Source organism: Enterobacter cloacae complex sp. SYL003 (assembly GCF_049236925.1).
GTDB lineage: Bacteria > Pseudomonadota > Gammaproteobacteria > Enterobacterales > Enterobacteriaceae > Enterobacter > Enterobacter intestinihominis.
Genome location: NZ_JBMKJK010000004.1, coordinates 113,811 through 132,998, shown reverse-complemented (window position 1 = coordinate 132,998; position 19,188 = coordinate 113,811). Strand labels below are relative to the sequence as shown.

The following is a 19,188-nucleotide window of genomic DNA, read 5'->3' as shown; positions in this document are numbered from 1 at the left end:
GATGATAAATACAACAAAGCTTGATCCGATCGAAACCGCGTCCATTGATGAATTGCAGGCGTTGCAGACCGCGCGCCTGAAGTGGACGCTGAACCACGCCTACAACAACGTTCCGATGTACAAACGCAAGTTTGATGCCGCGGGCGTTCACCCTGACGATTTCTACGTGCTGGCGGACCTGCAAAAATTCCCGTGCACCACCAAGCAGGATCTGCGCGACAACTACCCGTTCGATACCTTTGCGGTGCCGATGGAGCAGGTGGTGCGTATTCACGCCTCGTCGGGCACCACCGGAAAGCCGACCGTGGTGGGGTATACCCAGAATGATATCGACAACTGGGCCAATATCGTCGCCCGTTCCCTGCGCGCCGCCGGGGGCAGCGCGAAGGATAAAATTCACGTCGCCTACGGTTACGGGCTCTTCACCGGCGGGCTGGGGGCGCACTACGGTGCAGAGCGTCTGGGGGCGACGGTGATCCCGATGTCCGGCGGCCAGACGGAGAAGCAGGCGCAGCTGATCCGCGATTTCCAGCCGGATATGATCATGGTGACGCCCTCTTACTGCCTGAACCTGATCGAAGAGCTGGAGCGTCAGATGGGCGGTGATGCCAGCGCCTGTTCCCTGCGCGTCGGCGTGTTTGGCGCCGAGCCGTGGACGCAGGCGATGCGCCGCGAAATCGAGAAACGGCTGGGCATTACCGCGCTGGATATCTATGGTCTCTCCGAGGTGATGGGGCCGGGCGTGGCGATGGAGTGTCTTGAAACCGCTGACGGTCCGACCATCTGGGAAGATCACTTCTTCCCGGAGATCGTCAACCCGAATGATGGCACGCCGCTGGCCGACGGCGAGCAGGGCGAACTGCTGTTCACCACGCTGACCAAAGAGGCGCTGCCGGTGATCCGCTACCGCACCCGCGACCTGACGCGCCTGCTGCCGGGCACCGCACGCACCATGCGCCGGATGGATCGCATCAGCGGGCGCAGCGACGACATGCTCATCATTCGCGGCGTTAACGTCTTCCCGTCACAGCTGGAAGAGGAGATCGTCAAGTTCGAACATCTTTCGCCGCACTATCAGCTGGAGGTGAACCGCCGCGGGCATCTTGATTCACTTTCGGTGAAGGTCGAGCTGAAACAGAGTAGCTTAACGCTGACGCATGAACAGCGTTGTCAGGTCTGCCATCAGCTGCGTCATCGGATTAAATCGATGGTGGGGATTTCAACCGATGTGATGATCGTTAACTGCGGCAGCATACCGCGATCCGAGGGTAAAGCCTGCCGGGTGTTTGATTTGCGTAAGGTTGCGGCTAACGGATGAGGGATCTACACAAAATAATGTCTGCATCGACGGCCCCCTCTCCCTTGAGGGAGAGGGCTGGGGTGAGGGGGAAACCCCAGATTCCTATGCTATGATTCATCCAGGAAAAAAATAACAACAGAATGAATCACATGAATAAACTTGATGCCTTTATCCAGCACGCAGTCAGCTCTGTTCCCGTCAGCGGAACGTCGCTTATCTCCTCGCTGTATGGCGACGCGCTTTCCCATCGCGGCGGAGAGATCTGGCTCGGCAGTCTGGCGGCCCTGCTGGAAGGGATGGGATTCGGGGAGCGCTTTGTGCGCACCGCGCTGTTTCGCCTCAACAAAGAGGGCTGGCTGGACGTGTCCCGCATTGGCCGCCGCAGCTTTTACCGTCTCAGCGACAAGGGGCTGCGTTTGACCCGACGCGCGGAAAACAAAATCTACCGTGCAGAACTGCCGGCGTGGGATGGTAAATGGCTGCTGCTGCTTTCCGAGGGGCTGGATAAAACCACGCTCGCGGACGTAAAAAAACAGCTCATCTGGCAAGGGTTCGGCACGCTGGCGCCGAGCCTGATGGCCTCGCCGTCGCAGAACCTCGCGGACGTGCAGTCGCTGTTGCATGACGCGGGCGTGGCGGAAAACGTCATTTTCTTTGAAGCTCATTCGCCGCTGGCTTTGTCACGCGCGGCGTTACGATCCCGCGTGGAAGAGTGCTGGCAGCTGACCGAACAAAACGCGATGTACGAAACGTTTATCAACTCGTTCCGTCCGCTGCTGCCGCTGCTGAAAGAGGCGTCGCCCGAGGATTTAACCCCGGAACGCTGCTTCCAGATCCAGCTGTTACTCATTCATTTTTATCGTCGCGTGGTGCTGAAAGATCCGCTGTTGCCGGAGGAGTTACTCCCGGCGCACTGGGCGGGACAGAGCGCGCGACAGCTGTGCATTAACATCTACCAGCGCGTGGCAGCGGGAGCCCTGGCGTTTGTCAGTGAGAAGGGGGAAACCTCCGTCGGCGAGCTGCCCGCGCCCGGCACGCTTTATCACCAGCGTTTTGGTGGTCTGAATATCACATAAGGAGAGGGTATGCCTGTTTATCAAATTGATGGTCTGACGCCGGTCGTGCCTGAAGAGAGCTATGTTCACCCGACCGCGGTGCTGATTGGCGACGTGATCCTCGGCAAAGGTGTTTACGTAGGCCCCAACGCCAGCCTGCGCGGTGATTTTGGCCGGATCGTGGTGAAAGACGGCGCGAACATTCAGGATAACTGCGTGATGCACGGTTTTCCTGAGCAGGACACGGTGGTGGAAGAGGACGGGCATATCGGCCACAGCGCGATCCTGCACGGCTGCATTATCCGCCGTAATGCGCTGGTGGGGATGAATGCGGTGGTGATGGACGGAGCGACGATCGGCGAAAACAGCATCGTCGGGGCGGCGGCGTTTGTGAAGGCCAAAGCGGAAATGCCTGCGAATCACTTAATTCTTGGCAGTCCGGCGAAAGCGATTCGTGAGCTAAGCGCGCAAGAAATAGAGTGGAAAAAGCAGGGCACGCGGGAGTATCAGGTGCTGGTGGATCGCTGTAAGCAGACGCTGCATCAGGTAGAGCCGCTGCGGGAAGAAGAGCCCGGCCGCAAACGGCTGGTATTCGATGAGAACTTACGGCCCAAGTCGGCTGGCCGGGATAATTAACCATTTCTTGCCTGCGAAATAATGCAATGGCATAGGGATGCGTTAACGCGCAACAAATACCCTTTGGGGATAGTGTATAATTGAACGTTTCAGACCTGCATTCATAAAGGGATTTTGTTACCCTGACGCAGATCACGCCTCTCATTCAGAGCGGTCAATGCGTTTATGGAAGACACTATATGAGTGAAAACGACACTATCCCAAAGCAGTCCAAAAGCCAGATTAACAAAGCGGTATTTTACACATCTGCTTTGTTAATTTTCCTTCTTGTCGCCTTTGCCGCGATTTTCCCTGACGTTGCCGATAAAAACTTTAAGCTACTGCAACAGCAAATATTCACCAACGCCAGCTGGTTTTACATTCTTGCCGTCGCGCTGATTTTAATGAGCGTGACGTTCCTCGGCTTGTCCCGCTACGGCGATATTAAACTCGGGCCCGACCACTCCCAGCCTGATTTCAGCTACCACTCGTGGTTCGCCATGCTGTTCTCGGCGGGGATGGGGATCGGCCTGATGTTCTTCGGCGTGGCGGAGCCGGTCATGCACTACCTTTCTCCGCCGGTGGGGACACCTGAAACGGTCGCTGCGGCCAAAGAGGCCATGCGGCTGACATTCTTCCACTGGGGGCTGCACGCCTGGGCTATCTACGCCATCGTTGCGTTGATTCTGGCGTTCTTCAGCTACCGCCACGGCCTGCCTTTGACGCTTCGTTCGGCGCTTTATCCGATTATCGGCGACCGTATTTACGGCCCGCTAGGTCATGCGGTGGATATCTTCGCGGTAATCGGCACCGTATTTGGCGTGGCGACCTCGTTAGGTTACGGCGTTTTACAGGTCAATGCCGGGCTGAACCACCTTTTTGGCGTGCCCATCAACGATACCGTGCAGGTGATCCTTATCGTCCTGATTACCGGGCTGGCGACCATTTCTGTGGTGTCCGGTCTGGACAAAGGCATTCGCATTTTATCAGAGCTCAATCTGGGGCTGGCGGTACTGCTGCTGGTGCTGGTGTTGTGCCTGGGGCCAACCGTACTCCTGCTGAAATCCTTTGTGGAAAATACCGGCGGATACCTGTCCGAGCTGGTGAGCAAGACGTTTAACCTGTACGCTTATGAACCGAAATCCAGCAACTGGCTGGGAGGCTGGACGCTGCTGTACTGGGGCTGGTGGCTGTCCTGGTCGCCGTTTGTCGGGATGTTCATTGCCCGTGTGTCCCGCGGCAGAACCATCCGCGAGTTCGTCACCGGCGTGCTGTTTGTCCCGGCGGGCTTTACCCTGATGTGGATGACGGTGTTCGGCAATAGCGCCATTTACCTCATCATGAACAAGGGAGCGTCCGATCTGGCGAATACCGTCCAGCAGGACGTGGCGCTGGCGCTGTTTAATTTCCTTGAGCATTTCCCGTTCTCTTCCGTGCTGTCATTTATCGCCATGGCGATGGTTATTGTCTTCTTTGTAACCTCCGCTGACTCCGGGGCGATGGTGGTGGATACCCTCGCGTCCGGCGGCGAGGCCAATACCCCCGTCTGGCAGCGCATCTTCTGGGCCGCGCTGATGGGCGTAGTCGCTATCGCGCTGCTGCTCGCGGGCGGACTGAGTGCGCTGCAAACCGTGACCATCGCCAGCGCGCTACCGTTCTCGATGATCCTGCTGGTGTCGATCTATGGCCTGCTGAAGGCGCTCCGACGCGATTTGACCAAACGCGAGAGCCTGAGTATGGCCACGATCGCGCCGACAGCGGCCCGTAACCCCATTCCGTGGCAGCGCAGACTGCGTAACATCGCCTACTTACCTAAACGCTCCCTGGTGAAACGCTTTATGGAAGAGGTGATCAAACCGGCCATGGTGCTGGTGCAGGATGAACTGAATAAGCAGGGAACGCAGAGCCATATCAGCGACGCGTCGGACGATCGTATTCGCCTTGAGGTGGATTTAGGCAATGAGCTGAATTTCATTTATGAAGTCAGGCTGCGTGGCTATAACTCGCCGACCTTCGCGCTAGCGGCCATGGAGAATGATGAGAATCAGGCAGAACAGCACCGATACTATCGGGCAGAAATCTACCTCAAGGAAGGTGGGCAAAATTACGATGTGATGGGCTGGAACCAGGAGCAGTTAATTAACGATATCCTGGACCAGTATGAAAAACATCTGCACTTCCTGCACCTGGTGCGTTAATCAGCCAGCCCCTGAAGCATTCGCTTCAGGGGCGTAATTTAATACGCCTCCGGCAGCGGACGGTCTATCGACACCAGCTTTCCGCGCTTCATGGTGATATAGCCCCCGGCTTTAAGATCCGCCAGCACGCGAAAGACATGCGTTCGCGACAGGTTAGTGCGCTTGATGATAAACAGCGCCAGACCCTCATTCTCTCCCGTGTGGGTTTCCTGCCGATAAAGATAGCGATAGAGCATGGGTTTAATGGTCTGGTAGCTGGTGACCTGCCTGCGTTCGTTATGCAGGTCGATGGTGAATATCGACATATAGGTCAGTATGGTGGCCAGCGCCTGCATGCGCTCAGGCCCACCCTGGAAAAAAAACTGGTCGAAGTCGGCCCAGGATATTCTCACCAGTTTCACCCTGGCACTGCTGCGATATTCATACTTCGCCAGTGGACAATACCTTTCCATTAACCCGATCGGCATATACTCAATAGTATTGCCAATATTCAGCCCATCATCAGGCATTAATATCGTCAGCGACCCTTCAGTACAGAAATAAATATAGCCAGGTTCAACGGTGAGTTTTTTATTTGCGGCAACGGTTAAGACCTCGCCTTCACAAAGCATTTGCGGAAAAAATTGCCCAATATTGAGTTGCTGATAATAGGTATGGATATCCTGAAAATTCACGCTAAGCCTCTCCCCGCAACGTCTGCTATGGTAGCGAGTATAGCAGCAATAGCCCACGGATTACGAATCGATAAATAACCAGTCCCATATGGGACTATGAAGGCAAGGTATTCTGGTTAGAATGGTCCTCAATGAGTTCGCATTAAAATTATCCGCCACAATTAAATATCGCTGGCGGCGCAATTAATCTATGAGGCCATTTAATGAAATTAACGATAATCGCTAAACATCTGGCGCTGGCCGGTGTGTTGACGTCGCTGTCGCTTTCCGCGTTTGCGGAAGTACAGCCGCAGGATGCCACTCCTACAACCCAGCAGGCTAATAACGCCCTGTATAACAAATTACCGTTTGCCGATAAAACCGACTTTGAAAATGCCCATAAAGGCTTTATCGCCCCGCTGCCGCAAAACATGATCAAAGGCGAGCAGGGGAACGTTATCTGGAACCCGGCGAAATATGATTTCGTCAAAGAGGGTGAAAAAGCCCCGGATACGGTAAACCCGAGTCTGTGGCGTCAGTCACAGTTGATCAACATTGGCGGGCTGTTTAAGGTCACCGACGGCGTGTATCAGATCCGTAATCTCGATCTCTCCAACATGACCATCATTGAGGGCGAGAAGGGCATTACCGTTATCGACCCGCTGTTAAGCGCTGAACCGGCGAAAGAAGCGCTGGATCTCTACTATGCAAACCGCGGCAAGAAACCGGTCGTGGCTGTGGTGATCACCCACAGCCACGTTGACCACTATGGCGGCCTGCGCGGCGTGGTTGACGAAGCTGACGTCAAGTCTGGCAAAGTGAAAATCTACGCGCCGGATGGCTTTATGAAAGAGGCGGTTTCCGAAAACATTATGGCCGGAAACGCGATGAGCCGCCGTGCGAGCTATATGTACGGCAACCTGCTGAAGCCGGATGCAAAAGGCCAGGTGGGTGCAGGCCTTGGCACCACCACCTCTGCGGGTACTGTCACCCTCATCCCGCCGACCGACTACATTACCCATACCGGTCAGGAAGAAGTGATCGACGGCTTGACCTACGACTTTATGATGGCGCCGGGTTCAGAAGCTCCGTCGGAGATGCTGTGGTACGTCAAAGAGAAGAAAATGATCGAGGCCGCAGAGGACGTGACCCATACTCTGCACAACACCTACTCCCTGCGCGGCGCGAAAATCCGCGACCCGCTGGCCTGGTCTAAGTACATTAACGCCGCCATTGAGCGCTGGGGCGCGGACGCGGAAGTGATTATTGCGCAGCACCACTGGCCGACCTGGGGTAACGAGAATATCGTCAAGCTGATGAAAGGCCAGCGCGATATGTACCGCTACATCAACGACCAGACCCTGCGTATGGCCAACAAAGGCCTGACTCGCGATGAGATCGCCGCAGAATTTAAGCTGCCGGAATCGCTCGAGAAACAGTGGGCAAGCCGCGGTTACTACGGCTCCGTTAGCCACGACGTCAAAGCCACTTACGTGTTTTATCTCGGCTGGTTCGACGGCAACCCGGCAACCCTCGACGAGCTGCCGCCTGAACAGGCTGCGAAGAAGTTCGTGCAGTACATGGGCGGCGCTGATGCCATCATGCAGAAAGCCAAAGCGGATTATCAGCAGGGTAATTACCGTTGGGTTGCTCAGGTGGTCAGCAAAGTGGTCTTTGCCGATCCTAACAACCAGGCTGCCCGTAATCTGGAAGCCGACGCGCTTGAGCAGTTAGGTTACCAGGCGGAAGCGGGCACCTGGCGTAACTTCTACCTGACCGGCGCGCAAGAACTGCGTAATGGCGTGAAGAAGCTGCCGACGCCGAACACCGCCAGCCCGGATACCGTGCGGGCGATGACCCCGGAAATGTTCTTCGACTACCTGGGTGTGCACATCAACGGGGTGCGGGCCGGTAACGCGAAGGCGGTCTTCAATGTCGATCTCGGTAAGGATGGCGGCAAATACAAGCTGGAGCTGGAAAACGGCGTGCTGAACCATACCGCCAACGCGCAGGCGAAGGATGCCGACGCAACTATCGCGCTTGATCGCACCACGCTGAACAACATCATCCTTAAGAAAGAGACGCTGAAGCAGGCGATGGATAAAGGTGACGTGAAGGTGAGTGGAAACGGGGCGAAGCTGGAAGAGATGCTGAGCTACATGGACAAATTTGACTTCTGGTTCAATATCGTAACGCCATAAGTTCAGGTTTCATCCACATAATCCTGGCGCCTTAGAAATAAGGCGCCATTTTTTTATTCACGCATCGCCAGCGCGCTGGCACTTGCCGGATCGAACAGCGAAATACTCTCGATCTGATCAAGCATGATCACCTTACGGAAATCCATAGCGCTTTTTGGCTCTGAGTCGAGCGTAACCTCATGCTCGGCGTACCATTTGCTGTAGTTGTGCTCAATACACAGCTGCATGTTCTCCCCGTCGCGGTAGCCGCTCAGCATCGGGATAAGCACGATATTGGCGGTTTTTTCATACTCCAGCGTGGCGGTATGGATCATGCCAATATAAATCCGCCGCGACTTCAGCGTGACGTGCGCAAGTTCACCTTCCTCCATGCACTGATAGAGCAGTTGTTCAATCCCGCTCGATTGTGCCAGCCGCTTGTAGAGCTTTTTCCGGCCTTCGCCGTCCAGCCGCGCGCTGCCGGCCCAGTTAGAACGATAGAGACAAAACAGGATCGCAAAGGCCAGCATCACCACGACCGGAGCCTGAATCCCTAAAAAGCTCCAGTTCATAAAATCAATTTGCCAGTCGGCGTATTTTGCGGACGTGAAATGGAACGTGTTGTCGGCGGCGGAGAGGGCGAACAACAGCAGCCAGAGCAGGCCGGTGGCGATCACGCCCTGTAAAACGAAAATGCAGCCATACAGCGCCACAAGGAAATAGACATCCCAGCCGAATGAACGCTTAATTTTGAACCGGGTTGAGAGATCGCGGCTGGTGTACCAGTAGCCGCATACCATCAATACCATGAATATTGCCGTTCCCATTTCAGGCCCTCTTCAGCGCGTTGACATGGCGCAGAAAGTCCTGCCGAACCTCGTTACTTTTGTAGTTAACCGAGGCGTTTCCATCCTGATCGATGATGATGCGGTCGCCATCCTCTACGGCTTCGATAATTTCCTGGTGACTCATAACCTGCAACAAGGATTCCGGGCTGGAAAAGAGCGCCATCAGTAAATTTTTCATCGCGTGACATCCTTATGAATTAAAAGGATAAGTCTGGAAGATAAATGGCACCTTTGCCTTAAGGTTATCCCTAAAAAATAACGGCACGGCGGTGAGAATCTGCTTTTGACTCAAATTGGCACCTCAGGGAAAGTTTTTAAAGTACTGAATTAAAAGAGGTATAAAAAATATATCTGCACAAACTTGGACAAATAACGCTAATTGTGTAAGTTTTAATTATGCGATTTCGCTACGTTGTTTACAGCCAGGATGTGACCCATGAGCACGTTGCCGTCCGTCATCAGTCGATTCGTTGATTATTACGCCACGCTGGATACCCAGCCACCTTCGGCTCTGGCAAAGATTTATCGCGCCGATGCCACGCTTATCGATCCCTTTGGCGAACACAGCGGGTTGTTCGCGATTCAGCGCTATTTCACTCACCTGCTGGCTAACGTCCAGCGGTGCCGCTTTACCGTCGATGCACCCTTGCAGCAGGGCGATCGCTTTGTTGTTACCTGGATGATGCACTGGTCGCACCCGCGTATTGCTCGGGGGGCAATGCGCCAGTTGCCGGGCTGCTCTGTGGTAGACATGCGCGACGATCGCATAGTTCGCCAGCGGGATTACTACGATGCCGGAGAGATGATTTACGAACATCTTCCGGTGCTCGGCTGGGCCGTACGCGGCGTGAAGCGGAGAGTGAAATCATGAAAACGGTTCTGATCACCGGCGCAAGCTCGGGCATAGGGGCCGGGCTGGCGAAATCTTTTGCCGACGATGGCTACCGGGTGATTGCCTGCGGGCGCGATGCGCAACGTCTGGCAGCCGTGCATCAGCACAGCCCCAACATTACGGTGCGCCTGTTCGATATGACAGACAGGGACGCCTGTCGCCAGGCGCTGGCGGACTGTGCTGCCGACACGGTGATTCTTTGCGCCGGAACCTGCGAGTATCTCGATCGCGGCGAGGTGGATGCCGCGTTGGTGGCGCGGGTCATGACCACCAATTTCATGGGGCCGGTAAACTGCCTTGCGGCGTTGCAGCCGCAGCTGATATCCGGCAACCGCGTGGTGCTGGTCAGTTCAATGGCGCACTGGCTTCACTTCCCGCGAGCCGAAGCCTATGGCGCCTCTAAAGCGGCGTTAACCTGGTTTGCTGAGACGCTGCGCCTCGACTGGGAGCCGAAAGGGATCGCCGTCACGGTCGTTTCACCTGGTTTTGTCGACACGCCGCTGACCCGAAAAAATGATTTCCCGATGCCGGGCCGGGTCAGCGTGGAGGACGCCGTCCATGCCATTCGTCGCGGTCTGGCAAAAGGGAAGGATCATATCGCGTTTCCCGCCGGGTTTAGCCTGGCGCTGCGCCTGCTCTCCGGTCTGCCCGATATACTTCAGCGCGCACTGCTGCGCAGGATGGTGCGACCATGAAGATCGCGATTATCGGCAGCGGTATCGCCGGGTTAACCTGTGCCTGGCGGCTCGCCGGACATCATCAGGTCACGCTGTTTGAAGCGCAGGCTACGCCGGGCGGGCATACTGCAACGGTGGATGTCGACACGCCGCAGGGCAACTTTGCCATCGACACCGGTTTTATTGTCTACAACGACCGCACCTATCCGCGCTTCATGGGGCTGCTGAGCGAACTGGGCATCAGCGGGCAAAAAACGCAGATGAGTTTTTCGGTACATAACCCGCAGAGCGGGCTGGAGTACAACGGCCACACGCTGACGTCGCTGTTCGCCCAGCGTCGTAATCTGTTAAACCCTGCCTTCTGGACGCTGCTGAAGGAGATCGTGCGCTTTAACCGGCTGGCGAAACAGACGCTCCGGGGTGACGTCAGCGAGTCCGCCACGCTGGAGACGTTCCTGCACCAGCACCGCTTCACGCCTTTTTTTGCCCGTCACTACATTCTGCCAATGGGGGCGGCTATCTGGTCATCCTCGCTACAGGAGATGAAACGCTTCCCGCTGCCGCTCTTTTTACGCTTTTTTGAAAACCACGGTCTGCTGGACATTACCCATCGTCCGCAGTGGTACGTGGTGCCGGGCGGCTCCCGGGAGTACATCCGCGCGATGATGGACAAGCTTGGCAATCGCCTGACGCTGCACCTCAATGCGCCGGTGCAGCAGGTTATTCGCCACGATCGCGGGGTTGATATAACGCGTGAGGGCGTAACAGACAACTTTGATCAGGTGATCTTCGCCTGCCACTCCGCTCAGGCGCTGGCGATGCTCGCCAGCCCAACGCAGGCTGAACGTGAGGTGCTGGGTGATATCGGCTGGCAGCGTAACGAGGTGGTGCTTCACAGCGATCCGCGCTGGCTGCCGGTGCGCAAGCGCGCGTGGGCGAGCTGGAACTACCGCCTCAGCGAGCAGGATGGGGCCAGCGCCTGCGTCACCTACAACATGAATATCTTGCAGGGACTGCCGCCGGGTAGCCCGCTGTTTTGCGTCACCCTCAACCCGGAAACGCCGGTGGAAGAACGCTATGTGCTGCGCCGCTTTGTCTATGAGCATCCGCTTTTTAACCCGCAAAGCTGGCAAGCCCAGGCCCGGCGTGGCGAAATAAACGGTCGCCAGCGGAGCTGGTTCTGCGGCGCGTACTGGTACAACGGCTTCCACGAAGATGGGGTACGCAGTGCGCTGGATGTGGTAAACGCCATTGCGGCCGGGGAGGGCAACTGAGATGAACAGCTGCCTTTACCACGGCACATTGCGCCATCGCCGTCTTTCGCCAAAAGCGCACCACTTTACCTACAGCGTCTTTATGGCCTGGCTCGATCTCGATGAGCTGGACGCGCTGCCCTCCGTCGGTGTGCGCCGTAACCGCGTTGCGCCCGCGGCATTTTATGATGCGGACTACCCGCTGGGCACGCCGCTCAAAGAGCGCGTCCTTGAGCGTCTGGAAAATCTGACCGGCGAACGCCCGGCGGGGCGGGTCATGCTTCTAACCCAACTGCGTTATTTCGGCTTTCATTTTAACCCGGTCAATTTTTACTACTGCTATGACGGGGAAGACACCCTGCGCTGGGTTCTCGCCGAAGTCCGCAACACGCCGTGGAATGAACGACACTACTACGCGGTAGCGGGGCGGGACGCCCCACCGACGGAAAAAGCGTTTCACGTCTCGCCCTTTAATCCGATGGACATGGTCTACCACTGGCGCTTCAACAGTCCGGCCAGCACGCTGCGCATGCATATCGAAAACCATCAGGAGACGAAGGTGTTTGATGCCACTCTGACGCTGCGCCGGGAGCCGCTGACGCGCGTAGCGCTGCGGTCGCTGCTGGCGCGGATCCCGTTGATGACCCTCAAAACCGTTCTCGCTATTTACTGGCAGGCGCTCAGGCTGTGGCTGAAGCGCGTGCCGCTGCATAACCATCCCCTAAGCAGGAGTGAACGCTCATGACCGATCCCGTCTTTGCGCTTGAACCCGATATCCCGCGCAACGTCCGCGTCGCGCGATGGCTGCTTTTTCGCCTGCTGAACGGGCTGCGCGGCGGCTCGCTTACGCTGCGTGAAGGCGCGCAGACATTCCAGTTCGGCGACGCCTCCACCGCGCTTCACGCTGAGGTGCAGGTACTCGCTCCGGGCGTCTACTGGCGCATTTTAACCGGGGGCAGCCTCGCCGCGGCACAAGCGTGGATAGATGGCGACTGGGAGACGGCCCACCTGACGCCGCTGCTGGAGCTGATAGCGCGCAATAGCCAGATCCTCGGGCAACTGGAAAAAGGGTTTCGCCTGCTCGGGAAACCGGTAGAGCGGCTACGGCACTGGATGCGGCGCAACTCCCGCGCGCAGGCACGGGAAAATATTGCCGCCCATTACGATTTGGGCAACGCCTTTTACGCCCATTTCCTTGATGAACAACTCCTTTACTCCAGCGCGCTGTTTACCGGGGAAGAGCAGGATCTGGCAGCGGCTCAGCAGGCAAAAATGGCCAGGCTGTGCGACCAACTGGCGCTCACCGCAAACGATCATCTGCTGGAGATTGGTACCGGCTGGGGGGCGATGGCGGAATATGCCGCCCGTCATTATGGCTGCCGGGTAACAACTACCACGCTATCGCAGGAGCAGTACCACTGGGCCACCGCGCGGATCGCGCGGGCAGGTTTACAGGATCGCGTTGAGGTGCTGCTCTGCGACTACCGCGATCTGACCGGAATGTACGATAAGCTGGTGTCGGTTGAGATGATTGAAGCCGTCGGCCAACGCTACCTGCCAACGTTTTTCCGCACCTGCCAGGCGCGTCTGCGTCCGGGCGGGCGGATGGCGATTCAGGCCATCACCATTCAGGATCAGCGCTATCGCGACTACAGCAAAAGCGTCGATTTTATTCAGCGCTACATCTTCCCCGGCGGCTTTTTGCCCAGCATCACCGCCATGAATGAACTGATGACCCGCCATACCGATTTTGTCGTGCGTAACCTCTTCGATATGGGGCCGGACTACGCCCGCACGCTGGCGCACTGGCGTCAGCGCTTCGTTCACGCCTGGCAGGAGATTGAAAAGCTCGGATTTGATGACCGTTTCCGTAGGATGTGGCTGTACTACCTCGGCTACTGTGAAGCCGGGTTTAACGCCCGCACCATCAGCGTGGTGCAGCTGACTGCGGAACGCGTATGAAGCGCTACGGGCAGGTCTTTCTGCTGGCCATCGGGTTTGATCTCTACTGGACGCTGGTGGTGCTGTTTCGCGAGCAGGGGCTGGTCATCTGGATCGCGCTGGCGCTGATTGCCTGGCTGTTGTTACCGCCATCACACCGGGTATACGCCCTTGTGCTGGCGGCGTCGGGCGCGATGCTGGACGCCCTCTGGGCGCTGACGGGGCTGATTTCATTCACTGGCACGTCTCTGATGCCGCTATGGATGGTGGCGCTGTGGCTGATGTTTGCCACCGTCTGGACGCAACTGACCCGCACGACCACCTTGCCGGGCTGGCTGCTGACGGCGCTGGCGACCCTGGGGGGGCCGCTGGCCTACCTGTTTGGCGAGCGTCTGGGGGCCATCACGTTCCTGGAGCCGACTTTTATCGTCGTCAGCTGGATGATCCCGGGCTGGCTGGTGCTGATGCTGTTTTTCCACCTGCTGTTGGGGAGACAACAATGAAAAATCTGTTACTGGTGCTCGCCTTGTCCATCTTCACCTGTACCGTGCAGGCGGCAGACTGGCTGAGCTGGCGCAAGGTAGGTGATGCCACCCTCACCTGGGGGCCGTTTACCGTTTATACCTCTCAACTGCTGACGCCCGACGGCAGCTATACAGGAACAGACAGCGATAACGCGCTGATTATCACCTATGCCCGGGATATCGATGGCGACGACCTGGTCGAGGCGACCCGCGACCAGTGGCAGGCGCAGGGCATTTTGCAGCAGGAGCCGCAGAGTGAAGCCTGGCTGCGGATGCTAAAAGCGCTCTGGCCCGACGTCACGCCCGGCACGCAGCTCGCGTTTGTGGTTAATAACGGTCAGGGGCAATTCTGGTATCGCCCCACGGCTTTGCAGAAAAAATTTACGCCCCTCGGGCCGCGCCAGTCGGCAGCGTTTAGCTCGCGCTTTCTGGCGATCTGGCTCGATCCCCGCACCGAGTATCCTGAACTGCGTCAGCAGTTAATCGGAGGACCACAATGAAACGATTCCTGTTAATGGCGCTTACACTGACAATGCTGGTGGCCGGGTGCAGCACAGAAGTGACCGAGTATCGTCAGCAGCAGCCAAGGCTTGATATTTTCCACTACTTCCAGGGCAAAACCGAGGCGTGGGGGATGGTGCAGGACCGCAGCGGTAAGCAGATCCGCCGTTTTCACGTCGAGATCGCCGGAGATGTTATCGGCGATACGCTGACGCTGAACGAGCATTTTGTCTATGACGACGGCGAGAAGCAAAAGCGCGTCTGGCATATCCGCCGCATTGGCCACGATCGTTACGAAGGCACGGCGGGTGACATAGAAGGTGTCGCGACCGGTCAGGTTTCGGGCAACGCCCTTAACTGGCGCTACAGCATGAACGTGAAGGCGGACGGTAAAACCTGGCTGCTGCACTTTGATGACTGGATGTATTTGCAGGACAGCACCCGTCTGTTCAATAAAACCGAGATGAAGAAATTTGGCGTCACCGTCGCCACGGTGACGCTGTTCTTTACCCGCAAAGAGGGCGGTTAATCCTCTTCGGGCTGAGGTTTACTGCTTGAGTAGATGAAGAAGAGCGCGATACTCAGGCAGACCACGGCCCCGAAACGGCTCGCTGAAAACGGAATGGCTTCATTGTTCAGCCAGCCAAAGTTATCAATCAGCATGCTCATGGCCAGCTGACCCAGGATCACCGCTACCGTGGCAACGGCGGTGCCGATACGCTGCACCGCGAGCACCATAATCACTATATAGGGCACGCCGCACAGGGCGCCCAGAAGCTGCCACTTGGGCACATCCATCAGGCTGACCGCCTGTTTCGGCTCAAAAAAGAAAATGAGCAGGGCGGTTACCAGCGCGCCGACGGAAAAGGTCAGAAACGCGCTTTTGAATACCCCCACGCTGCTGCCTAATTGCCCGTTAATGGCAGCCTGAATGCTCAGTGTCGCGCCGCCAATCACCGCCAGAATAATCATAATCACTGTCATAACGTTACCCCTGCGCCACGAGAATGAGCGCGGCGATGATAAATCCCAGCGCAATAATGCGTTTTGTATCGATCCTGCGGTGCGGCGTACCCAGCAGGCCATAGTGGTCAATAATCAGGCTTTTAAAGGCCTGGCCTGCCAGAATGCCGATCATCGTCATAGCAATACCGATCGCTGGCGTGGCAATGGTGAGAATGATGACGTAGACCGGGCCGAGCACGCCGCCCAGCAGGTGCCATGACGGCTGCGCAAAAAATGAGGGGCTGTTGCGGGGGCTGAAAAACAGCATTAGTAGAAACGTCAGCCCGGTTCCCACGCTAAATATGCTGAACGCCGCCCACAGGTCGCCCACCTCCGCGCCCAGCGGCCCCAGCAGCCCGGCTTCCACGGACAGCCCCATGCCGCCGGCAATCACCAGTAAAATTAAAATAATGTGCATAACGCTTTTTATCCTTTTTCCAGGCGGAGAAGATTACGTCTGAACATCATTGAGAAAAATGCCATAATGCAGGAAACACCTGTGCAGGAAATGCATTAATGATGGATGCCGGACATATCAGCGTTCGCGCGCTGCTGATCTTCATCGACGTTTATGAAACGCAGAATTTTTCCGTGGTGGCGAGGCGGGAAGGGATTTCTGCGTCGCAGGTTTCCCGCATGATCCACCAGCTTGAGGACGCCCTCGGGCAACAGCTTTTCTACCGCAACACGCGGGCGATTATGCCCACAGAGAGCGGGCATCTTTTTGTGCGCTATGCCCGGGCGATGGCCGGAAATCTGGAGGATGCGCGACGCGAGCTGGATGAACGCGCCCGCGAGCCGTCGGGCACGCTGCGTATCAATGGCCCGGTCTTTTTCGGACAACGGCACATCGCGCCGGGCCTGCCGGGGCTTCTGGCGCGTTATCCTCGTCTCTCCATTGAACTGACCCTCACCGACGATTTTATCGATCCGCACCGCGACGCCGCGGACGTTATCTTCCGCATCGGCGCGCTGACGGACTCCTCGTTTCACGCCCGGGTGTTCGGTCAGCAGTTCTACCATCTGGCGGCCTCGCCGGACTATCTGCAAAAACATGGCGCACCCGAGGGGCCGGACGATCTCAGCCGTCACCACTGTCTGGTTTACCGCGGCTCGTCCGGGCCTAACCGCTGGCTGATCCGGCAGTCGGGCGAGGCGTGGGTTCACTATCCCATCGTACCGCTGATGACTTCCAATAACGCGGAAACGCTCCTGATTGCGGCGCTGGGCGGCATGGGCGTTGTGCTATTCCCGGACTGGATGGTGAGCGAACGGCTCAAAAGCGGTGAGCTGGTGGCACTGCTGCCGGAAATGGAGTGTTCTATTAATACGGAGCCACTGACGATTGCGGCGATTTACCCGAACGCGCGTCATCCGCCCCTGAACGTCAGGGCGGTGATTGACTACTATATTGAGCGGTTCGGTACGCCGCTGTACTGGCAAACCTGAAGTTTAGCGGGCAAGCTCGCGACGGATAATGTCAGCCCCGGCGCTTAATGCCTTCAGCTTACCGTTGGCGACCTGGCGGGAAAGGGGAGCCATGCCGCAGTTGGTGGACGGATAAAGCTTGTCTTCATCAACAAACTGCAACGCCTTGCGTAGCGTATCGGCAACCTCTTCCGGCGTTTCGATGGTCTGGGTGGCAACATCAATTGCCCCGACCATCACTTTTTTACCGCGGATCAGCTCCAGCAGATCCATCGGCACGCGCGAGTTGTGGCACTCCAGCGAGATGATATCGATCTTTGAGGTCTGCAACTTTGGAAACGCCTCTTCATACTGGCGCCACTCGGAGCCGAGCGTTTTTTTCCAGTCCGTATTGGCTTTGATGCCGTACCCGTAGCAGATATGTACTGCGGTTTCGCATTTCAGCCCTTCAATGGCGCGCTCCAGCGCGGCGATGCCCCAGTCATTCACTTCGTCGAAAAAGACGTTAAAAGCAGGTTCGTCGAACTGAATAATGTCAACGCCGGCCGCCTCCAGCTCGCGGGCTTCCTGATTAAGAATTTTTGCGAACTCCCAGGCCAGCTTTTCGCGGCTTTTATAGTGAGCATCGTATAGCGTGTCGATCATGGTCATCGGGCCAGGCAGCGCCCACTTGATCGGCTTGTCCGTCAGCTGGCGCAGGTATTTCGCGTCGTCTACAAACACCGGTTTCTGGCGCGCCACCGCGTCTACCACGGTCGGCACGCTCGCATCGTAACGGTTACGGATGCGCACCGTCTGACGATTTTCAAAATCCACGCCGCTGAGATGTTCAATAAAGGTGGTGACGAAATGCTGGCGGGTTTGTTCCCCGTCGCTGACGATATCAATCCCGGCGCGAATCTGTTCATCCAGAGACAAACGCAGCGCATCCTGTTTTCCTGCCAGTAATTCCTCGTCCTGGAGTTTCCACGGCGACCAGAGCGTTTCCGGCTGCGCAAGCCAGGTGGGTTTCGGCAGGCTGCCAGCCGTCGATGTCGGGAGCAATGTTTTCATAAGAAGAACCTTTTATTCGTATTAAATTAAAGCGTGAAGTGATGAGACCACTGCTCAAGAAGGGTTTTATAGGGTTTGATGAACCGCTCTTCGGTATATTTACCCTGTTCAATGGCCAGCCGGCTGCGCTCTTCACGGTCATAGACGATTTTTGTTAATGAGTGATCCTGCTGATTCAGGTCGGGCTGATAGCACTGTCCCGCAGCGGAATTGGCATTGTAAATTTCTGGTCGATAGATCTTCTGGAACGTCTCCATGGTGCTGATGGTGCCGATCAGTTCCAGATTGGTGTAATCACGCAGTAAATCGCCGGTGAAGAAGAAGGCAAATGGCGCGACGCTGTTTTCCGGCATGAAATAGCGAACCTTGAGGCCCATCTTCGCGAAGTACTGTTCCGTTAGCGACTCGCCGTCCGGCTGGTACTCATACCCCAGCACCGGGTGGTGGTTACAGGTACGACGATAGGTGTCTTTGCTGGAGACGCTCAGGCAGATCACCGGCGCTTTTTTAAAGTTCGCCTGATATTCCGCAGAATGAATGAAGCTTTTAAAGATATTGCCGTGCAGCTCGCCAAAATTCTCGGGGAGGGTAAAACGGGGCTGATCTTTATTATGCTCCAGCAGCAGGACGCTGAAATCATAGTCACGAACATAGGATGAGAAGTTATTCCCGACGATGCCTTCGATGCGCTCGTGGGTCTTTTTATCCACAATCGTCGTTTGCAGAATTTCGATGGCCGGGAAAGTAAAATCGCCGCCGATATTCATATCGACTGAAATAATCTCCAGCTCGACGGCATAGCGGTCGGCTTTCGGGTTATCCCAGCTCGCCAGCGCGTTAAAGCGGTTGTTGATCATCACCAGCGTATTGCGCAGGTTCTCCTGACGCTTCTCGCCACGCGCCAGGTTGGCGAAGTTGGTGGTGGTGCGCGTGTTTTCTGACGGGTTATAATTTTCATCAAAGCAACTGCGCTTAAGGGTAAATGTGAAAGCCTGACTCATTTGGTTATGCATCCTAAGTTCATGTTGCCTAAACGTTATCAATGCATAATTTATGCCTGAGCCA

Annotated in this window: 21 protein-coding genes; 14 read left to right on the top strand and 7 right to left on the bottom strand. The window is 56.5% G+C overall.

Going from position 1 to position 19,188, the window contains the following annotated elements; translation table 11 throughout:
• Nucleotide 1: 1 nt before the first annotated feature.
• The 4 genes from paaK to ACOT1A_RS06840 all read left to right on the top strand — a co-directional run bounded on the left by paaK (nt 2) and on the right by ACOT1A_RS06840 (nt 5,168).
• Nucleotides 2–1,318, top strand: a complete 1,317-nt coding sequence (gene paaK, locus ACOT1A_RS06855) for a phenylacetate--CoA ligase PaaK (protein WP_276170341.1) — start codon at nt 2–4, stop codon at nt 1,316–1,318.
• Nucleotides 1,319–1,440: 122 nt separating this feature from the next.
• Entirely contained in the window at nt 1,441–2,376 is a 936-nt protein-coding gene (paaX, locus tag ACOT1A_RS06850) for a phenylacetic acid degradation operon negative regulatory protein PaaX (protein WP_032622213.1), read from the top strand.
• A gap of 9 nt (nt 2,377–2,385) precedes the next feature.
• Entirely contained in the window at nt 2,386–2,991 is a 606-nt protein-coding gene (gene paaY, locus ACOT1A_RS06845) for a phenylacetic acid degradation protein PaaY (protein WP_023300036.1), read from the top strand.
• Nucleotides 2,992–3,170: 179 nt separating this feature from the next.
• Nucleotides 3,171–5,168, top strand: coding sequence for a BCCT family transporter (locus tag ACOT1A_RS06840; protein ID WP_045622286.1), 1,998 nt, complete (start codon nt 3,171–3,173; stop codon nt 5,166–5,168).
• A gap of 38 nt (nt 5,169–5,206) precedes the next feature.
• On the opposite strand, the gene ACOT1A_RS06835 is transcribed toward ACOT1A_RS06840, so the two are convergent.
• Nucleotides 5,207–5,842, bottom strand: coding sequence for a helix-turn-helix domain-containing protein (locus ACOT1A_RS06835; protein WP_022648032.1), 636 nt, complete (start codon nt 5,840–5,842; stop codon nt 5,207–5,209).
• 203 nt (nt 5,843–6,045) lie between these two features.
• On the opposite strand from ACOT1A_RS06835, the gene ACOT1A_RS06830 reads away from it, so the two are divergent.
• Nucleotides 6,046–8,022: an alkyl/aryl-sulfatase gene (locus ACOT1A_RS06830; RefSeq protein ID WP_022648033.1), complete on the top strand. Its 1,977-nt coding sequence runs from the start codon at nt 6,046–6,048 to the stop codon at nt 8,020–8,022.
• Between the two features lie 53 nt (nt 8,023–8,075).
• Here the strand turns inward: ACOT1A_RS06830 and ACOT1A_RS06825 are convergent, their stop codons facing one another.
• Nucleotides 8,076–8,828, bottom strand: a complete 753-nt coding sequence (locus ACOT1A_RS06825; RefSeq protein WP_022648034.1) for a hypothetical protein — start codon at nt 8,826–8,828, stop codon at nt 8,076–8,078.
• A 1-nt stretch (nt 8,829) separates the two neighbouring features.
• A complete protein-coding gene (locus ACOT1A_RS06820; RefSeq protein ID WP_022648035.1) occupies nt 8,830–9,027 on the bottom strand; it encodes a hypothetical protein in 198 nt (65 codons plus the stop codon).
• Nucleotides 9,028–9,285: 258 nt separating this feature from the next.
• On the opposite strand from ACOT1A_RS06820, the gene ACOT1A_RS06815 reads away from it, so the two are divergent.
• Genes ACOT1A_RS06815 through ACOT1A_RS06780 form a run of 8 tightly spaced genes read left to right on the top strand, consistent with a single transcriptional unit; the run spans nt 9,286 to nt 15,166 of the window.
• Nucleotides 9,286–9,720 (top strand): nuclear transport factor 2 family protein, encoded by a 435-nt coding sequence (locus tag ACOT1A_RS06815; protein WP_022648036.1) that lies wholly within the window; start codon nt 9,286–9,288, stop codon nt 9,718–9,720.
• Nucleotides 9,717–10,436 (top strand): SDR family NAD(P)-dependent oxidoreductase, encoded by a 720-nt coding sequence (locus ACOT1A_RS06810; protein ID WP_048965991.1) that lies wholly within the window; start codon nt 9,717–9,719, stop codon nt 10,434–10,436. The genes ACOT1A_RS06815 and ACOT1A_RS06810 overlap by 4 nt, the downstream gene beginning before the upstream one ends.
• On the top strand, nt 10,433–11,692 hold the full coding sequence (locus tag ACOT1A_RS06805; protein ID WP_276170343.1) for an NAD(P)/FAD-dependent oxidoreductase: 1,260 nt from the start codon (nt 10,433–10,435) through the stop codon (nt 11,690–11,692). The genes ACOT1A_RS06810 and ACOT1A_RS06805 overlap by 4 nt, the downstream gene beginning before the upstream one ends.
• Before the next feature lies 1 nt (nt 11,693).
• Complete coding sequence (locus ACOT1A_RS06800; protein ID WP_163346473.1) at nt 11,694–12,416, top strand: DUF1365 domain-containing protein; 723 nt, start codon at nt 11,694–11,696, stop codon at nt 12,414–12,416.
• On the top strand, nt 12,413–13,633 hold the full coding sequence (locus tag ACOT1A_RS06795) for an SAM-dependent methyltransferase (protein ID WP_276170344.1): 1,221 nt from the start codon (nt 12,413–12,415) through the stop codon (nt 13,631–13,633). The genes ACOT1A_RS06800 and ACOT1A_RS06795 overlap by 4 nt, the downstream gene beginning before the upstream one ends.
• The gene (locus ACOT1A_RS06790) at nt 13,630–14,115 is read left to right on the top strand and encodes a DUF2878 domain-containing protein (protein ID WP_232934462.1); all 486 of its coding nucleotides are present in this window, start codon (nt 13,630–13,632) and stop codon (nt 14,113–14,115) included. The genes ACOT1A_RS06795 and ACOT1A_RS06790 overlap by 4 nt, the downstream gene beginning before the upstream one ends.
• On the top strand, nt 14,112–14,636 hold the full coding sequence (locus ACOT1A_RS06785) for a hypothetical protein (RefSeq protein WP_271074766.1): 525 nt from the start codon (nt 14,112–14,114) through the stop codon (nt 14,634–14,636). Before ACOT1A_RS06790 ends, ACOT1A_RS06785 begins: the two co-directional genes overlap by 4 nt.
• Nucleotides 14,633–15,166: a DUF3833 domain-containing protein gene (locus tag ACOT1A_RS06780; RefSeq protein WP_023300045.1), complete on the top strand. Its 534-nt coding sequence runs from the start codon at nt 14,633–14,635 to the stop codon at nt 15,164–15,166. The genes ACOT1A_RS06785 and ACOT1A_RS06780 overlap by 4 nt, the downstream gene beginning before the upstream one ends.
• Here ACOT1A_RS06780 and ACOT1A_RS06775 read toward each other — a convergent pair.
• Both ACOT1A_RS06775 and ACOT1A_RS06770 read right to left on the bottom strand, forming a co-directional pair.
• The gene (locus ACOT1A_RS06775; RefSeq protein WP_022648044.1) at nt 15,163–15,621 is read right to left on the bottom strand and encodes a DMT family transporter; all 459 of its coding nucleotides are present in this window, start codon (nt 15,619–15,621) and stop codon (nt 15,163–15,165) included. The two genes, ACOT1A_RS06780 and ACOT1A_RS06775, sit on opposite strands and share 4 nt — an antisense overlap.
• A gap of 4 nt (nt 15,622–15,625) precedes the next feature.
• A complete protein-coding gene (locus ACOT1A_RS06770; protein ID WP_023300047.1) occupies nt 15,626–16,060 on the bottom strand; it encodes a DMT family transporter in 435 nt (144 codons plus the stop codon).
• A gap of 98 nt (nt 16,061–16,158) precedes the next feature.
• Between ACOT1A_RS06770 and ACOT1A_RS06765 the strand changes: the two genes are divergently transcribed.
• Nucleotides 16,159–17,091, top strand: a complete 933-nt coding sequence (locus ACOT1A_RS06765) for a LysR family transcriptional regulator (protein ID WP_032624303.1) — start codon at nt 16,159–16,161, stop codon at nt 17,089–17,091.
• 3 nt (nt 17,092–17,094) lie between these two features.
• Here the strand turns inward: ACOT1A_RS06765 and ACOT1A_RS06760 are convergent, their stop codons facing one another.
• Together ACOT1A_RS06760 and ACOT1A_RS06755 are read right to left on the bottom strand one after the other, a co-directional pair.
• Nucleotides 17,095–18,123, bottom strand: coding sequence for a methionine synthase (locus tag ACOT1A_RS06760; RefSeq protein WP_058646689.1), 1,029 nt, complete (start codon nt 18,121–18,123; stop codon nt 17,095–17,097).
• A gap of 26 nt (nt 18,124–18,149) precedes the next feature.
• Entirely contained in the window at nt 18,150–19,124 is a 975-nt protein-coding gene (locus ACOT1A_RS06755; protein ID WP_063163116.1) for a DUF1852 domain-containing protein, read from the bottom strand.
• Nucleotides 19,125–19,188: the final 64 nt, after the last annotated feature.